Source organism: Streptomyces sp. NPDC020958, assembly GCF_055562175.1.
Map to the genome: position 1 here is coordinate 17426 of NZ_JBVHFU010000030.1, position 15747 is coordinate 33172.

Here is a 15747-nt window from a genome sequence, read left to right on the forward strand (position 1 = left end):
CCTTCAGCTGATCGGGTCGCCGGCCCACGCCGCGTGCAGCAGCGCGGTCAGGTTCGCGTAGGTGACAGGGGTGGGGTTGTTGGCCGGTATCGCCTTGATGATCGGCCCCAGCGCCTTGGCGACGCCGTCCTCGGGCATGCCGTAGTCGCGCAGCGCCCGCGGCGCGTCCAGCGCCTGGCGCAGGGCGCCCAGGCCGGCGCTCGCCGTCCGCGTGGGGAACACCGCGCCCAAGGCCTGGGCGATGCGCGCCTCCGCCTCGGGGGCGTGCGGCGCGTTGAAGGCCAGCACGTGGGGCAGCACGACCGCGTGGGTCTGTGCGTGCGGGAGGTTGAACATGCCGCCGAGGACGTGGCAGATCTTGTGGTGCATCCCTGAGCCGGCCGAGGCGAAGGCGACGGCGGCGAGGTAGGCGCCGTACAGCGTCTGCTCGATGCCCTCCGTGCTCGTCGAGTCGTCGGCCACCGCCGGCAGGCCGGTCGCCAGTGCGCGGATGCCCTCCTGTGCCAGCGCCCGGTCGATGGGGTCGGCGCGCGGTCCCCACATCGAGTCCACACAGTGCGCCATCGCGTTCAGGCCGCTGGCCACGGTCATCTCGCCGGGCAGCGTGGTCAGCAGGCTCGCGTCGTAGACGACCGACGCGGGCAGCACCTTGTCGTCCACGCCGGTGGTCTTGGTCTCGCCCTCGGTCAGGCCCCACACATTGGTCGCCTCCGAGCCGGCGTAGGTGGTGGGGACCGCGACGATGGGCAGCCCGGTGGTCAGCGCCACCGCCTTGGCCAGGCCCGTGGTCGAGCCGCCGCCGACGCTGACCAGGATGTCCGCGCCCGCGTCGACCGCCGCCCGCAGGGCCCGCCCCACGACCTCGACCGGCACATGCATCACGACCTCCTCGTGGCGCAGCACGACCGGGAGCTCCTTGGCGATGGGGTCGGCCAGCTCCCGCTCGCGGTCCGACGCGATCAGCATGACCTTGGAACCGCCGAGCGCCTCGACCTCCGCCGCGACGGCGGCGGGTGACTCCCCGGCCGCGAACACCACGCGCTGGGGAAGGGTTTCGTGTGTGAACTTCATCAGGCCTCCGCCAGCCATTGCTTGCCTTCGCCGTAGAGCTGTTCGACTGCTGTGCCGGTGAGGCCGGGAAGCCCGTCCTTCACCGTGAAACCCGCCTTGGTCTGCAGGTAGGCCAAGTGCCGGTAGCCGGTCGGGAACCGGTTGAGAAGGTTGGGGTCCAAGGTCAGTGAGGCGGCGGGGTCGACGACGTCGAGCCGGTCCTTCTCGTAGATCGGCTGCCGGCGCACGAGGGTCCAGCGTCCCTCGTGGCGGGCGAGGAAGTCGTAGAAGCGGCCGGTGCACACGACGTCGACCTCGACGCCGTCGACGCTCGCGCGCTGGTTGATGGTCATCTTCGTCTGGGCGAGGGCCCGGTCGCCGGCGGTGTCCGCGGTGTGGCCGCCGAGGAAGTGCAGGATGCTGACGCCGTTCTCGAAGCCCTCACGGCTGGCCTTGATGAAGTCGGTGGCGCTTCCCTGGAACCAGGTGGCGCTCATCCGGCCGTCGCGCGGATGCCAGAGTGTGGCGAAGCGGTCCCAGTCCCCGGCGTCGCGCCACAGCGCCCAGTTCTCGACGAGCTGCCGGATCTCGTGGCGGTCGGTGTCGGCCTGCGACATGGTTCGATCTCCGCTCGGTCTGGTACGACGGGATGCAAGCCGCCTGCGAGGGACAGCTGCGGCGGGGAGTGCCGGGCCCGGCGCACGCTGTCTCACGTGCGCCGTACGACCTCGCTCGCGTCCCTCAGATGGGGTAGTGGCGGGATCCCGACTGGATGGTGATCCAGCGCAGCTCGGTGAACTCCTCCAGTGCGGCGCGGGAGCCGAAGCGGCCCCAGCCGCTGGCGCCGACCCCGCCGAAGGGCATCTGGGGCTCGTCGTGCACGGTGGCGCCGTTGATGTGGCAGATGCCGGACTTGATCCGGCGGGCCACGTCGAGGGCGGCGGCGGCGTCCTTGCCGAAGACGGCGGCGGAGAGGCCGTACTCGGTGTCGTTGGCGACCGCGACGGCTTCGTCGGTGGAGTCCACCTCGATGATCGAGACCACCGGGCCGAAGGACTCCTCGCGGTAGATGCGCATGTCCGGTGTGACGCCGCGCAGCACGGTGGGCTGCACGAACAGGCCGTCGGCCGTGCCGCCGGTCAGGACCTGCGCGCCCTTGGCGCGGGCGTCCTCGATCAGCGCGACCACGTGGTCGCGGGCGGCTGCGTGGACCAGCGGACCGATCTGTGAGGCGGGGTCGCTCGGCGGGCCCACGACCAGCTTGGCGGCCCGGTCGGCCAGGCGGGAGCAGAGTTCGTCGGCGACACTCCGGTCCACGATGACGCGTTCGGTGGACATGCAGATCTCGCCCTGGTTCATGAAGGCGCCGAAGTTGGCCGCGGCGGCGGCCTCCTCCAGATCCGCGTCGGGAAGCACCAGGAAGGGCGCCTTGCCGCCGAGTTCGAGGACCACGCGCGTCAGATACCGGCCGCCGAGTTCGCCGATGATGCGGCCGACGCGGCTGGATCCGGTGAAGTTCACGCGCGTCACGGCGGCGTGAGCGATGAGGGCCTCGACGACGCTCGGGCCGTCCTCGGGCGCGTTGCTGATGAGGTTGACCGCTCCGGCAGGCACGCCTGCGTCGTGCAGTACCTGGACGATGGCGGCCTGGGTGAGTGGCGTCTGCTCGGAGGACTTCAGTACGACGGTGTTGCCCCACACCAGCGGCCACACGATGGAGCGCACGCCGAGGATCAGCGGAGCGTTCCACGGTGCGATGCCGACGACCACGCCGACCGGCTGGCGCACGCCGAGAGCGGTGAGGCCGGGCACGTCGGAGGGGATGACCTCGCCGACGGCCGCGTAGGCCTGGGCCGCCGCTTCGACGAACATGCCCTTCGCGACGTGCACGTTGAAGCCGCACCAGGGGAGCGTGGCGCCCATCTCGCGGCTCATCGTGGCGACGATCTCGTCCGTGCGCTCACCGAGCAGGACAGCCGCGCGCTCCAGCACCGACCGCCGTGCGGCCGGCGGTAGGCCCGACCACTCCTCAAGGGCGGCCGCCGCCGCGTCCACCGCGAGATTGACGTCCTCGGCGGAGGCCGCGGCGACCCGTGCGATCGGTTCACCGGTCAGGGCCTCGACCGTCTCGAAGTAGCGGCCGTCCCTGGCCGCGACGTGCTCGCCCGCGATGAGGAGGTCGCTGGTCCGTACCGCGCCGGACGTGGCTGCCTCGATCTCTGTAGCTGACATGTGTTGTCCCACTTCCACAACAGCGGCGATCGCCGCACGAACCGTCTGGGCCGAACTCTGCGTGGTCGGCGTCCCGCCCTGAACCCTCATGTCCGTTCATCGAACAGCGGCGGCGGCATGAGGGCAGGACGGTCGGCCCTCCCGGGGCTCAGACCGGGGGCATGCGCTTGGCCTGGTGCGAGTGGGCCAGGCGCCAGCCCTCCGGGGTCTCCTCCCAGACCCGCGTCACCGTCTCCTGGACCGGGAAGGGCGGGAGGTTCTCGTCGAAGATGATGTGCATCTCCTGGAGGCAGGTGGTGATCGCGGTGTTGCCCCGCACCGTGATGCTGAGCTCCTCGGCCCTCGTGAAGACCATGCGGCGGCGGGTCCAGGTGAAGTGGACGAAGTCGTTCCCGGCGTCGATCTTCCCGACGGGGCCGTGGACGGCCCGGCAGTCCTCGAGCATGAGGGCGTTCATCGCTTCCTCACCCTTGGTGAGAGCCACGAGCCAGGCCGCCTCTGCCTGCTCGATCGCCTGGACGGTCTCGGCGGTGGAGGTGGCGGATGTTGTCGATGTGGTGGTCACAGGTCCAGCTCCAGAATCGGTGAGTGTGCTCGCGATGAGCAGGTGGTGAACATGCCGTCCGCGCGTTCACGGTCGGTCAGGATGTCGTCGCGGTGGTCGGGCTCTCCGGCGAGGACGCGCACGATGCACTCGCCGCAGATCCCTTGCTGGCAGGAGTAGGGGGCGTCGACGCCGCCCGCGAGCAGGACGTCGAGGACGCTCTCGCCCTCCTTGACCTCGTACTCGCCCCCGGATTTGGCGAGCCGCACGGCGAAGGTCCCGCCGGCCGTGTGCGCGGCGGCGTCCTCGACGGGAGCGAAGCGCTCCTTGTGGATCGCCTCGGCGGGCCATCCGGCTTCGCGGGCGCAGGAGATCACGAAGTCCATGAAGCCGCCGGGACCGCAGACGTAGATCGCCGTCTCGGGCTCCGGCGGGCCGATGTCGGCGGCGATGCCGAAGCGCTGGTCGTCCGGGCCGTCGTCGAAGTGGAGCCGCACGCGGGGGTTGTGCTCCAGCTCGTCGAGGAACGCCGCATCCTCCCGGCTCCGGGCGCAGTAGTGCAACGCGTACTCCGCGCCCCTGGCTTCGAGCGCGTGCGCCATGGCCAGCAGGGGAGTGACGCCGATACCGCCGGCCACCAGCAGATGGCGACGCGCCTGGTCCGAGACGCCGAACCTGTTGCGTGGACGGGAGATCCGCAGCCGGTCGCCCTCGCGGAGCCGGTGCATCCCCAGCGAGCCGCCGCGCGACGCCGTCTCGGCCAGTACCGCCAGCCGGTAGCGGGTGCGGTCGTGCGGGGGCCCGCACAGGGAGTACTGGCGGACCAGCCCGGCGGCACCGTCCACGAGCACGTCGACATGGGCGCCGGCGGCGAACTCCGGCAGCTCGGCGTCGCCGGGAGTGACCAGGTCGAGCACCATGATCCGGGCGGTCGCGTCGCGCCGGGCCGCCACGATGGTGTCGAGCCAATCGTTGTTGCTCATTGCTTCCTGCTCAGATGCCGGCGGCGGCCGGGGCGTCGGCGCTGTCACCCGCCGGGCGTTTGCCGAGGGTGAAGAGGCCGGACTGGGTGCGGTGGACCACCGACGCGTCGCGGACGATGTTGATCGGGTCCCGCCCGGCCTCGACGTCGTCGGCCATCGCGAGCAGCATCCGACGGAGCATGACGACGCCACGGTCCCCGGTGGCCAGGGTCTCCTCGGAGTCCAGAGTGATCGCGCCCTGCGAGCCCTGGGCCTCCGTGTCACCGGGGAACTGATGGCGCTCCTCGTCGGTCAGCTCGTGGTTCTGCTTGCCGTTCTGCGTGATGCCGATGACGAAGCGGACCATGCGCTCGGGGTCGTTGGTGCGGATGGAGAAGAAGAGCCGGTGGCTGGTGTCGTCGGAGGGCACGACCCACAGCAGCTGGTCCGGGCGCGCGTCGGGGGTGACCTTCACGTAGTCCGGCAGGCCGAAGACGTTGGGCAGGTGCTGCTCGACCGCGAAGCCGTACTCGGTGATCTCGCCGTCCTCGCCCTCCATCTCGAAGCGCTGGGTGTACTTCACGCCGTGGTCGGTGCGCTCGTACGTCAGGCGCTCGGCGATGGTGGCCGGGTCGAAGAAGTTCTCGGGGTAGCCGAAGGTGCCGGTGCCCAGCATCTGGTAGCCGCTGTGTGTGGAGTGCAGCCAGGTGACGTGCGTCGGGTCGGCGGAGTTCTCGTAGATGTTGAGCCAGCTGAAGTCCGCCGGCATGCCGAGGACCGCCGCGTGCGGGACCGGCCAGCTCGCGAAGTACTTCTCGTCCTGCGCGGGGTCCTCCAGCGCGTCGTAGCGGGGGAGTTCGGGCTTGAGCTCGGGCGGGCCCATGTAGACGAAGACCAGGCCGTAGCGCTCGGCGGCGGGATACCACGGCTGACGGGCCGCGTCGCGCCTGCGCCCCAGGGCCGGCTCGCAGGCCTGCTCGACGCAGCGGCCCTCGACGTCGAACTTCCAGCCGTGGTAGCAGCAGCGGATGCCGTCGTCCTCGACCCGGCCGTAGAAGAGGCTGGCGCCGCGGTGGGCGCAGCGCTCGATCACGACACCGGGCCTGCCCTGCCCGTCCCGGAAGACGACCAGGTCCTCGCCGAGCACCCGCGTCTTCTGCGGCAGGGCGCCGGCGACGAGCGCCTCCGAGCTGGCGACCGGGTGCCAGTAGCGGCGCAGCGCCTCGCCCATGGGCGTACCGGGCCCGACCTCGCGCAGACGGGCGTTGTACGAGGGCTTCGGACGACCGTAGGCCGTGCCGGTGTCGACGTCTGAAGTGGTGGTCATCGTTGTCTCCCGTGCGGCTCGGGAGCACAGCCGGTGGCCCTGCAGGGCGGTGGGGATCACCTGCGAGGGCACCGTCGTGTGCAGCCCTCAAATAGGATTGTTAATTCACATTCGCATTTCTTCTCGCGTGGCGTCAAGGGTCATGTCCGGGCCCTCGGGAGGGGGTCCGTCGAGGTGCTCCGGCCGGTCGAGTGGGCCGGCGACGCAGGGCCTGGCCGAGTGGGACACCGGCCGGACGCCCCGCAGTTCGCGGCCCGGCGGCCCGCGTGCGCGAGCTGCCGGGGCGCATGCCGACGGCGTATACGCTGAGGCGATGAGTACCGAACCGTCGCTCGATCTGCCGCCGGCGCAGCAGGCGCGCAGCAGGCTGACCCAGCAGCGGATCCTGGAGGCAGGCACCGCCCTCCTCGAAGAGGGCGGCACCGAAGCGCTCACCGTCGCGGCCGTGGCTGCCCGGGCGGGTGTATCCGTGGGCAGTGTCTACCGACGGTTCGGCGACAAGGACCGCCTGATCGCGGCTCTGCAGCACGACATGATCGACCAGTTCCGCGCCGACATCATCCGCCGCTTCGCTCCGCAATGCACGGAGCCGACCGTGCTGGTCGCCTCGGCGGTCGCCGGACTCGCGGAGACGTATCAAGCGCACGAGCGCCTGATGCGCGTCTTCCTGGCCGCGGGCGCCACCGACCCCGCGGTGGCTCGGGTCGGGTCCGAGGCTGCCATCGATGCCGGCCACGTCTTCCGGCGGTACCTGGAGCCGATCCTCCCGGTGATCGACGCACCGGAGCCGGACTTGCGTCTGGATGTCGTCTATCGCTTGATCTACGGGACCTGTCAGAACCGCGTGCTCTACGGCGAACTGTTCGAGTCCGACCGGCCGCTGGCGTGGCGTCAGCTGACGGACGAGCTGGTGAACGTCGCCCGTCTGTACCTGCTCGGCACGCCGGCGCGGTGACCTCCGGGCCCGGAAATGTGAATGTGATTCCCCCTTCACATTTGCCTGAATTGGCGACATACTGAGCGGACTCCACGGAAGACGGCCGGCGGAGTCGACCAGGGAAGGAACCGCTCCATGCGAGAGCCGCTCAGCTACGAGATCGCACACGGCGCCGCACTTGCCGCTCTGGAAGCGGGAAGGGCCGACGGGCACCAGGTGTGCGCTGTCGTGGTCAACCGAAGTGGCGTCACCAAGGTCCTCCTCAGCGACGACGGCGTCGGCCTCCTCGGCGTGGAGACCGCGCGACGCAAGGCCTACACCTCGGCCGTGAGCGGTGTCCCGACGGCCAAGTTCGCGGCCTTCGCGGCGTCCCCCCAGATGCAGGTGGCGCCTCCCCACCTGGTCGATGCCAACCTTCTGCCGGTCGCCGGCGGCGTGCCGATCGTGACGGCCGAAGGGGAGGTCATCGGGGCGATCGGCGTGGGCGGGGCGGACGACGTCACGGACGACCGCATCGCGCAGCAGGCTCGCGATTCCGTCGCGAAGATCGTCGCGTAGGCCTGTCGCCTGATCGGCACGGTGGCCGTCCTGGGCGTCGTCGCGTCCCCTGGGCAGGGCTGATCTCCGTGTGCCGGTCAGCATGCCGGACCCCGCGTCGCGCGACCGGCTCGCCCCGGAACGTCGATCCGGGGCTATATGACGAGGACGGTGCCCATGTCGGGGGGTGAGCCGGAGGCCGCGGCCGAACCGCGTGTGCGTCTCAGCCACGCCTAGTCTCCGCACAGTCCCTCAGGACCAGTACAGACGAACCGGCAGGGACTGCAGATGCCTTACGGTCAGGCCGGGCTGGTAGTCGAGTTGCTCCGGTGCAACCGCCAGCTCGAAGCGTCGCACCGTGTGCAGCAGCACCTCCAGAGCGGTGCGCGCCTCGAGGCGGGCGAGGGCGTGACCCAGGCACGTGTGTTCTCCCCGGCCGAACGCGAGGTGTGCGTGGGGCGAGACACGGTCGAGGTTGATCTCTGCGGGCCGTTCGGTCAGCCTCGCGTCACGGTTGCCGGCTCCGAAACTCACCAGGAGGCGAGCGCCGGCCGGAATCGGGGTGCCGCCGAGCTCGGTGTCTCGGGTCGCGGTCCGGAACAGCCCCTGAACGGGCGACTCCAGGCGCAGCGACTCCTTGACGAACGTGGCCAGCCGCGACGGGTCCTGCCGCAACTGGTCGGCCAGCCACGGATCCTCGGCCAGCAGCCTGACGCTGCTGCTGATGGCATCGGCGGTCGTCACGTTGTCGGCGAACAGCAGCTCGAGGACGAACCGGGTGGCGTCCTCCGCGTCGAGCCCGGAGGCCGCGATCGTCTGCAGAATGGTGGTCTCCTGCCCGACACCGGCGGCCGCTTCCAGCGCCGGCGCCAAAAGCGCGCCGAACTCCTCGCAGGCCCGAATGAAGCCGCCCAGGTCCGGTGAAGAGGTGAGGGAGGCGAGCACCTTCTCCGAGAGCCGCCGCATCTCGACGGTGTCCGCTTCCGGGACACCCAGCACCGTGGCGATGACAGCGATGGGCAGCTTGATGGCGAAGTCGGCCACGAAGTCAACATCATCGCGCCCACGCAGGCCCTCGATCAGCTCCGTGAACGTCGCCCGGATCTGCTGTTCGAAAGGAGCGATCCGGCGGGCTGTGAACGCCCTGGCCGCCGAGCGACGGCGCCGGGTGTGCTCCGGCGGATCACTGGTGATCAGATAGAACCCTGTCTTCGTCGCCCCACTCCTCGACTCGATCGGCGGGAGTCCGAGCGCGTCGGGCGAGGAGAACGTCTCGACGTCACGCAGTACCGCGTCGATGTCGTCGGCCCGAGTAACCATGAAGGCGTTGACCTCCTCGACGAAGGCCACCCCTTGCTGCCGCAATTGGGCGTAGAGCGGGTAGGGGCAGTACGAGGTCTTGGGCCCGGCCTGGGCAGTCATCTCAGGGTTGGACACGGCTTCCTCCCTGTCTGTTCGGCGGCTCGCCGACATTCAAAAGCCGGGGCGCGCGCACCCAGGGCCCGTGGAACATCGTCAGCGGGTCATGCTGTACGGACTCGGCCGGTGAGGACATAGCAGTGGCCGTTGAATGAACAACGCCTGCCGAGCGGTCACGAACCGAGAGAGAACGGACTCAACGCCTCTCAGAACATCGCCTGGATGATCCCCACGGTGCGCGCCAGATGTGGCTCGGAGCGGTCCGTGCGGTGGGCGACGGCCAGCTCCACACGTGCGTCGGGTCCGGCCAGCGGCAGGTAGGCGACGCCGTCGAGCGTCAAAGCGGTCACCGGCTCGGGTACGACAGCGACGCCGAGCCCGCCGGCCACGAGCGTGATGAGCGTCGAGGTCTCGCCGACCTCGTGGCGGATGGGCGGTTCGACGCCGGCGTCGCGCAGCAGGCCCAGGACGACGTCGTACATCACCGAGCGGCGGTCGGCGGAGTGCACGATCAGGTCGGCATCCGCCAGGTCCGCTGCCCGCAACCGCTTCCGGCGGGCAAGGGGGTGGTCGACCGGTACGGCCACGACCAGCCGGTCCCGCCGCACAGTACGGACGGTGAGGGAGAGGTCGGCCACGGGAGGTCGCAGCAGGGCCACGTCGATCGCGCCGCTGCGCAGTGCCTCTACCTGGTCGGGCGCGAGCATCTCGCCACGGAAGGAGAAGTCGACGCCGGGCAGCTCCTTGGTGAGCCGCCGCGAGAGCGCGGGCAGGAGGCTGTACGTCGCCGAGCCCACGCACCCGATCGCGAGGTGCCCGACCGAGCCCGCGGCGACGAGGCGTGCGTGCTGGGCGGCCTCGTCGACATCGGCCAGGATGCCGCGCGCCCGCTGGAGATAGGCCCGGCCCGCCTCGGTCAGGTCGACGCGGCGCGTGGTGCGGTGCAGCAGCTCGACGCCGAGCTCGGCCTCCAGCTGCCGGATCTGCTGGGACAGCGGCGGCTGCGCCATGTGGAGCCGCTCGGCGGCGCGACCGAAGTGCCGCTCCTCGGCCACCGCGACGAAGTACCGGAGATGACGCAGATCCATATGTCATTCATATCAATCGGCTTTGATATGCGTACTTCAGAATATCGCGGCCGGGGCTTAGCGTCGCGGACATGAGTGCTTTCCTCTACACCGCGACCCGGACACCGTTCGGCCGCTTGGGCGGCGCGCTGGCCGGCGTCCGCCCCGACGACCTCGCCGCCGCCGCGATCAACTCGACGCTCGCCAGGGTGCCGGGCTTCGACCCGGCCGCGATCGACGACGTGGTGTGGGGCAACGCCAACGGCGCAGGCGAGGAGAACCGCAACGTCGGCCGCATGGCCGCGCTGCTCGCCGGCCTCCCGGTGAGCGTGCCCGGCACCACGGTCAACCGGCTGTGCGGTTCGAGCCTCGACGCGGCGATGACAGCCAGCCGAGTGATCGAGTCCGGCGATGCCGAGGTGGTGCTGACCGGCGGTGTGGAGTCGATGACCCGGGCGCCGTGGGTGCTGCCGAAGTCGGCGAAACCGTTCCCGGCCGGCGACGTCACCGCCGTCTCGACCACGCTGGGCTGGCGGCTGGTCAACCCGCGGATGCCGAAGGAGTGGACGGTCAGCCTCGGCGAGTCCAACGAGCAGCTCCGGGAGCGTTTCGGGATCTCCCGGGAGCGGCAGGACGAGTTCGCCGCCCGTTCCCACCAACTCGCCCATGCCGCGTGGGAGTCGGGCTTCTACGATGACCTGGTCGTGCCGGTCGACGGCGTCGACCTGGCCCGTGACGAGGGCATCCGGCCCGGCTCCACACCGGAGGTGCTGGCGGGCCTCAAGCCGGTCTTCCGTACAGCGGAGCAGGGCGGCACCATCACCGCGGGAAACGCCAGCCCGCTCAACGACGGCGCCTCAGCGGTGCTGTTGGGCAGCGAGAAGGCCGCCGCCGCGATCGGCGCCGATCCCATCGCCCGCATCGCCGGCCGCGGTGTGATGGCGCTTCAGCCGCAGGCCTTCGGCTACGCCCCGGTCGAGGCCGCGAACCGTGCGCTGGCCCGGGCCGGGATCGGCTGGGACCAGGTGGGGCGGTCGAGCTCAACGAGGCGTTCGCGGTGCAGTCGCTCGCCTGCGTCGACGCGTGGAAGATCGCCCCGGCCATCGTCAACCAGAAGGGCGGCGCCATCGCGATCGGGCATCCGCTGGGCGCCTCGGGCGGCCGCATCCTCGCGACGCTGGCCAAGGTGCTGCGCGAGACGCGGCAACGCTACGGCGTCGCCGCGATCTGCATCGGCGTCGGCCAGGGCCTGGCCGTTGTACTGGAGAACTGCGACGTCACGGAGGCGACCCGATGAGCCGGGCGGAGATCGTCGAGAGCGCGGATGCGGCCGTCGCCGGGATCGAGGACGGGGCGACCGTTCTGGTCGGCGGGTTCGGCCTGGCCGGGATGCCGTTCGATCTGATCGACGCGCTCATCCGGCAGGGCGCGAAGGACCTCACGATCGTGTCCAACAACGCCGGGAACGGCGATGTCGGCCTGGCCGCTCTGCTGGCCGCCGGGCGGGTGCGCAAGGTGCTGTGCTCCTTTCCGCGCCAGGCCGACTCCTGGGTCTTCGACAGCCTCTACCGCGCCGGGAAGGTCGAGCTCGAAGTGGTGCCCCAGGGCAACCTCGCCGAGCGGATGCGCGCGGCCGGGGCAGGCATCGGCGCCTTCTACTGCCCCACCGCGGTCGGCACACCGCTGGCCGAGGGCAAGGAGGAGCGGGAGATCGACGGCCGGAGGTACCTGCTGGAGTACCCGATCAAGGGCGACTACGCGCTGATCGGCGCGCACGTCGCGGACACGATGGGCAACCTCGTCTACCGCAAGACCGCCCGCAACTTCGGACCGGTCATGGCCACGGCCGCGACGACGACCATCGTCCAGGTCGACGAGGTTGTCGCACCAGGGATGCTCGACCCCGAGGCCGTCGTCACCCCGTCCATCTACGTCGACCGGGTCGTCCAGGTGAAGGCCCGCCACTACACCGTGCAGGGGGCCCGATGACCACGACATCAAGCGACCGGATGCACACCGACCATCCGCTCTCGATGGACGAACTGGCCGCCGTCATCGCACGCGACATCCCGGCCGGTGCCTTCGTCAACCTCGGCATCGGGCAGCCCACCAAGATCGCCGACCACCTGCCGGCCGGCTCCAAGGTGGTGCTACACACCGAGAACGGCATGCTCAACATGGGGCCGAAGGCCGAGGGCGACGCGGTCGACCCCGACCTGACCAACGCGGGCAAGGTCCCGGTGACCGAGCTGCCGGGGGCGGCGTACTTCCACCATGCCGACTCCTTCGCGATGATGCGCGGCGGTCACCTCGACGTCTGCGTCCTGGGTGCCTACCAGGTCGCCTTCAACGGCGATCTCGCCAACTGGCACACCGGTAAGCCCGACGACATCCCCGCCGTCGGCGGCGCCATGGACCTGGCCATCGGCGCCAAGGACGTCTACGTGATGATGAGCCTCTTCACCCGCTCCGGGGAGCCCAAGCTCGTACCGCAGTGCACCTACCCGCTCACCGGCGTGGGCTGCGCCAGCCGCGTCTACACGGACCACGGCGTCTTCGACGTCGGCCCCGAGGGCGTACGGATCCGGGAGACATACGGCATCGAGGCCCACGAACTCGCGCAGCGACTGGGCGTCCCGTCGGCTCAGGGCACCGGTGGGATTCACCAACAGCCTTAAGACGCAGCCGCCCGCTCCCGTCACCACTGGTCGCGTGGCCGCACAAGCGGTCCGCGCACCCTCTCTCCCCGGACGAGTCAGCGGAAGCGGCCGCACCGGCCCGGGGTTCCGGTCCGGGCCGGTGCGGTTTCGGGGGATCGCGTCCGCTGCGTCGGCCGGCGGCGTCGGGCCGCACATCATGGACGGGTGCTGGTGACTCACACGTGGACCGGGCTCCGCTCGGATCCGCGGCAGCTCGCACGGGGCGTCGCGTTGCGGCTCGCGGCCGTCTTCGGCACCGATACGGGCTCTCCCACATCGGCCACTGGGCGACGGCCCGGCAAGGGCCGACGGCCATGTGCAGTGAATCCCGGACCGGTGGCGGCAGGCCGTTCCCTACCGCCACCGACCACCGGGTCCAGATTTCTTCACCGCCAGGCCGGCCACCCTTCCACCTCTGGCGCGTCCGGCCCGGTGTCTGTCACTCGCTCGGGTGGAAGGACCGGACGGCGGTAGCGGCACCCCCGGTCGCCGCCGGGACGGGCGAATCGTGTGCAGTCGGCGCGCCCGGGACAGCGGCCGGGCTCGGCACGTTCTCGTCATTCTCGTTCGTCCGGCCTCGGAGGCCGCACGCCGCGAGGGCGGCGCCCACGAGGGCGAGGATGCCGGTGACCAGCACGGCGGTGTGGACGCCGTTCATGAAGGCGGTGTGGCTGCCCTCCACCACGGCCGCCCTGAGCTGGGCGGGCATCGCATCGGAGACCGGGGCGACGCCCATCGCGACCGCGTCCTTCGCCTCCTCGAAGCGGGCGGCTGCCGAGTGGGGCACGCCGGCGTCGGTCAGTGAGTCGGTGAGCGTGGAGCCGACGCGGCTGCTGATGAGGGAGACGAGCACCGATGTGCCGAGCGCGCCGCCGACCTGGAGCGAGGTGGCCTGGAGACCACCCGCGATGCCGCCGTCCTTGACAGGGGCGTTGCCGACGATCGCGTCGGAGGACGCGGACATCACGATGCCGACGCCCAGGCCGAGCGCGACGAAGGGCGGCCACAGGACGGCGTACGACGAGTCGGCGCTCCACGCGAGCATCGTGAACGCGGCGCCGGCCTGCAGCACCATCCCCAGCGGCATGGTCAGACGCGGGCCGAACTTCTCGGTGAGCTTCGCGCCGAGCGGCGAGGCCAGCATGGAGGCGAGGCTGAGCGGCAGGGTGCGCACGCCGGACTCCACCGGCGTGAAGCCGCGTACGTTCTGCAGGTACAGCATGATGAAGAAGATCGCGCCGAGCAGGACGAAGAAGTTCAGCGCGGTGACGAACGTACCGATCGTCAGGGCCGGGTTGCGAAACAGCCGCATGGGCAGGAGGGGGTGCGCGACGCGGGTCTCGTACCAGCCGAAGAGGACCAGGACGACGACGCCTCCGACGATCGCGCCGAGCGTGCCGGCCGAAGTCCAGCCCCACGTCTCGCCCTTGACGACGCCGAAGACGACGGCGAGCAGTCCGAGCGCGAGCAGCACGACGCCGGGCACGTCGAACTTCTCACTCGCGGCGGCCTCGTTCCTGGACTGCGGCAGCACCAAGAGGCCGAAGACAAGGGCGATGACGCCGATGGGGGCGTTGATGTAGAAGACGGACTCCCAGTCGACGTGCTCGACGAGCAGTCCGCCGACGATTGGGCCGAGCGCGGTGGAGACGGACGAGATCATCGCCCAGATGCCGACCGCCATGCCGAACTTCTTCGGCGGGAACACGGCACGCAGCAACGCGAGGGTGTTGGGCATGAGCATCGCACCGAAGAGGCCCTGCACGGCCCGGAAGGCGATGACGCCCTCGACCGAGCCGGCGAGGCCGATCGCGACGGACGCGACGGTGAATCCGACGACGCCGACGAGGTAGACCGTACGGCGACCGAGGCGGTCGCCGAGCTTGCCGCCGAGGATGAGGGCGGCGGCGAGCGCGAGCAGGTAGGAGTTGGTGACCCACTGCAGTTCGGCGGTGGAGGCGTTCAGGTCGCGGGCGATCTCGGCGTTGGCGATCGAGACGACGGAGCCGTCGAGGCCGACCATGAACAGGCCGAGACCGACGGCGATCAGCGTCAGCCAGGGGTTGGCGCGGCGAGCGTGGCTGCGGGGGCCAGACATGGAGGGCGCTGTGGAGACAGCGGTGACAGGCATGTGTGAGCTGTCCTCTGGGACGTGAGGCGCGCGGCTGGGGCGCGGGGACATGTGCGGGGAAGCTGCGTAGGGGAGCAGCACACCCAGCCCCGCCGCATGAGCGGCAAGGGCAAAGGGCGGTAGGCGTACGGAGAGCCGGACCGGTAGGCGGACCCGTCAGCCGGACCGGTCAGGCGGCGTGGTCACGCAGGCGCCGGGTGAGAGCTTCGAGGGCGCCGAGCGCCGAGCCGAGAGCAGCGCGGTCGCCTTCGGTGAGGGTGCGCAGCGCGGACGCGAGATACGCCGCCGCGAAGTTCTCCACCTCGCCGATGCGCTGACGAGCCGTGGCGGTGACACGCAAGTGCGCCACGCGCTTGTCGGTGTCGTCCTGACGCCGCTCGAGCAGGCCCGCCTCGGTGAGGCGGGTGACCAGGGCACTGACGTTGTTCGGCACCATCCGCAGTGCCTCGGCGGCGTTGTGGACGGTGGCGCCGTCGTGCTCGGCGACGTACTGGAGCAGGGCCAACTGCCGCTCGGGCAGGTTCGGATAGGGCAACTGCCGGTCGATGCTCTGCTTGAGGTGCCGGTTCAGTGCAGGGAGGCACGCCACGAGGCCTGCGGCCACCTGGTCGACGCCCTGGCTCCTGTGAGCCTCACTGATTCCGGTCACGTCACCAAGTTATCTATGAGGAGAAACCTATGTCAAAATACTTATTGGCTCCACGAGGTCCAGGTTCGTGACCCGAAGTGCGGCGGCGACCAGGTCCGCCGCCGCGTCGAACGTCTGCCGTCGCTGTTCAGTCGACGCCCTGAGCGGCGTCCCGGCCGAACAGCAGTCGTACGAAGTCGGTGACCGGCCCCAC

The 15747-nt window shown here is 70.5% G+C and carries 14 protein-coding genes and 1 pseudogene; 5 read left to right on the top strand and 10 right to left on the bottom strand.

Features of this window, described 5'->3' with window-relative positions:
- Positions 1–3 precede the first annotated feature (3 nt).
- From ACZ3KP_RS40340 to ACZ3KP_RS40365, 6 genes are all read right to left on the bottom strand, one after another.
- The gene (locus tag ACZ3KP_RS40340; RefSeq protein ID WP_467506061.1) at positions 4–1071 is read right to left on the bottom strand and encodes a maleylacetate reductase; all 1068 of its coding nucleotides are present in this window, start codon (positions 1069–1071) and stop codon (positions 4–6) included.
- A complete protein-coding gene (locus ACZ3KP_RS40345; RefSeq protein ID WP_467506062.1) occupies positions 1071–1667 on the bottom strand; it encodes a nuclear transport factor 2 family protein in 597 nt (198 codons plus the stop codon). Before ACZ3KP_RS40345 ends, ACZ3KP_RS40340 begins: the two co-directional genes overlap by 1 nt.
- A gap of 124 nt (positions 1668–1791) precedes the next feature.
- Positions 1792–3282, bottom strand: coding sequence for an aldehyde dehydrogenase (locus ACZ3KP_RS40350; protein ID WP_467506063.1), 1491 nt, complete (start codon positions 3280–3282; stop codon positions 1792–1794).
- Positions 3283–3430: 148 nt separating this feature from the next.
- On the bottom strand, positions 3431–3847 hold the full coding sequence (locus ACZ3KP_RS40355; protein WP_467506065.1) for a nuclear transport factor 2 family protein: 417 nt from the start codon (positions 3845–3847) through the stop codon (positions 3431–3433).
- Positions 3844–4809: a PDR/VanB family oxidoreductase gene (locus tag ACZ3KP_RS40360; protein ID WP_467506066.1), complete on the bottom strand. Its 966-nt coding sequence runs from the start codon at positions 4807–4809 to the stop codon at positions 3844–3846. The genes ACZ3KP_RS40355 and ACZ3KP_RS40360 overlap by 4 nt, the downstream gene beginning before the upstream one ends.
- 10 nt (positions 4810–4819) lie before the next feature.
- Complete coding sequence (locus ACZ3KP_RS40365) at positions 4820–6115, bottom strand: Rieske 2Fe-2S domain-containing protein (protein WP_120049463.1); 1296 nt, start codon at positions 6113–6115, stop codon at positions 4820–4822.
- A 313-nt stretch (positions 6116–6428) separates the two neighbouring features.
- Between ACZ3KP_RS40365 and ACZ3KP_RS40370 the strand changes: the two genes are divergently transcribed.
- Both ACZ3KP_RS40370 and ACZ3KP_RS40375 read left to right on the top strand, forming a co-directional pair.
- Positions 6429–7070, top strand: a complete 642-nt coding sequence (locus ACZ3KP_RS40370) for a TetR/AcrR family transcriptional regulator (RefSeq protein ID WP_120049462.1) — start codon at positions 6429–6431, stop codon at positions 7068–7070.
- A 117-nt stretch (positions 7071–7187) separates the two neighbouring features.
- A complete protein-coding gene (locus ACZ3KP_RS40375; RefSeq protein WP_120049461.1) occupies positions 7188–7610 on the top strand; it encodes a GlcG/HbpS family heme-binding protein in 423 nt (140 codons plus the stop codon).
- Between the two features lie 231 nt (positions 7611–7841).
- Here the strand turns inward: ACZ3KP_RS40375 and ACZ3KP_RS40380 are convergent, their stop codons facing one another.
- Both ACZ3KP_RS40380 and ACZ3KP_RS40385 read right to left on the bottom strand, forming a co-directional pair.
- Positions 7842–9026: a cytochrome P450 gene (locus ACZ3KP_RS40380; protein WP_427168727.1), complete on the bottom strand. Its 1185-nt coding sequence runs from the start codon at positions 9024–9026 to the stop codon at positions 7842–7844.
- 188 nt (positions 9027–9214) lie between these two features.
- Positions 9215–10096, bottom strand: a complete 882-nt coding sequence (locus ACZ3KP_RS40385; protein WP_467506068.1) for a LysR substrate-binding domain-containing protein — start codon at positions 10094–10096, stop codon at positions 9215–9217.
- Positions 10097–10167: 71 nt separating this feature from the next.
- Here ACZ3KP_RS40385 and ACZ3KP_RS40390 point away from each other — a divergent pair.
- The 3 genes and pseudogenes from ACZ3KP_RS40390 (at position 10168) to ACZ3KP_RS40400 (ending at position 12753) form a co-directional block, all read left to right on the top strand.
- Positions 10168–11372: pseudogene (locus tag ACZ3KP_RS40390) on the top strand (thiolase family protein).
- On the top strand, positions 11369–12064 hold the full coding sequence (locus ACZ3KP_RS40395) for a 3-oxoacid CoA-transferase subunit A (protein ID WP_467506069.1): 696 nt from the start codon (positions 11369–11371) through the stop codon (positions 12062–12064). Before ACZ3KP_RS40390 ends, ACZ3KP_RS40395 begins: the two are co-directional and overlap by 4 nt.
- Positions 12061–12753, top strand: a complete 693-nt coding sequence (locus ACZ3KP_RS40400) for a 3-oxoacid CoA-transferase subunit B (protein WP_467506071.1) — start codon at positions 12061–12063, stop codon at positions 12751–12753. Before ACZ3KP_RS40395 ends, ACZ3KP_RS40400 begins: the two co-directional genes overlap by 4 nt.
- 460 nt (positions 12754–13213) lie before the next feature.
- Here ACZ3KP_RS40400 and ACZ3KP_RS40405 read toward each other — a convergent pair whose 3' ends face one another.
- Both ACZ3KP_RS40405 and ACZ3KP_RS40410 read right to left on the bottom strand, forming a co-directional pair.
- Positions 13214–14905, bottom strand: a complete 1692-nt coding sequence (locus tag ACZ3KP_RS40405) for an MFS transporter (protein ID WP_246090750.1) — start codon at positions 14903–14905, stop codon at positions 13214–13216.
- A gap of 169 nt (positions 14906–15074) precedes the next feature.
- A complete protein-coding gene (locus ACZ3KP_RS40410) occupies positions 15075–15554 on the bottom strand; it encodes a MarR family winged helix-turn-helix transcriptional regulator (protein WP_246090749.1) in 480 nt (159 codons plus the stop codon).
- Positions 15555–15747: the final 193 nt, after the last annotated feature.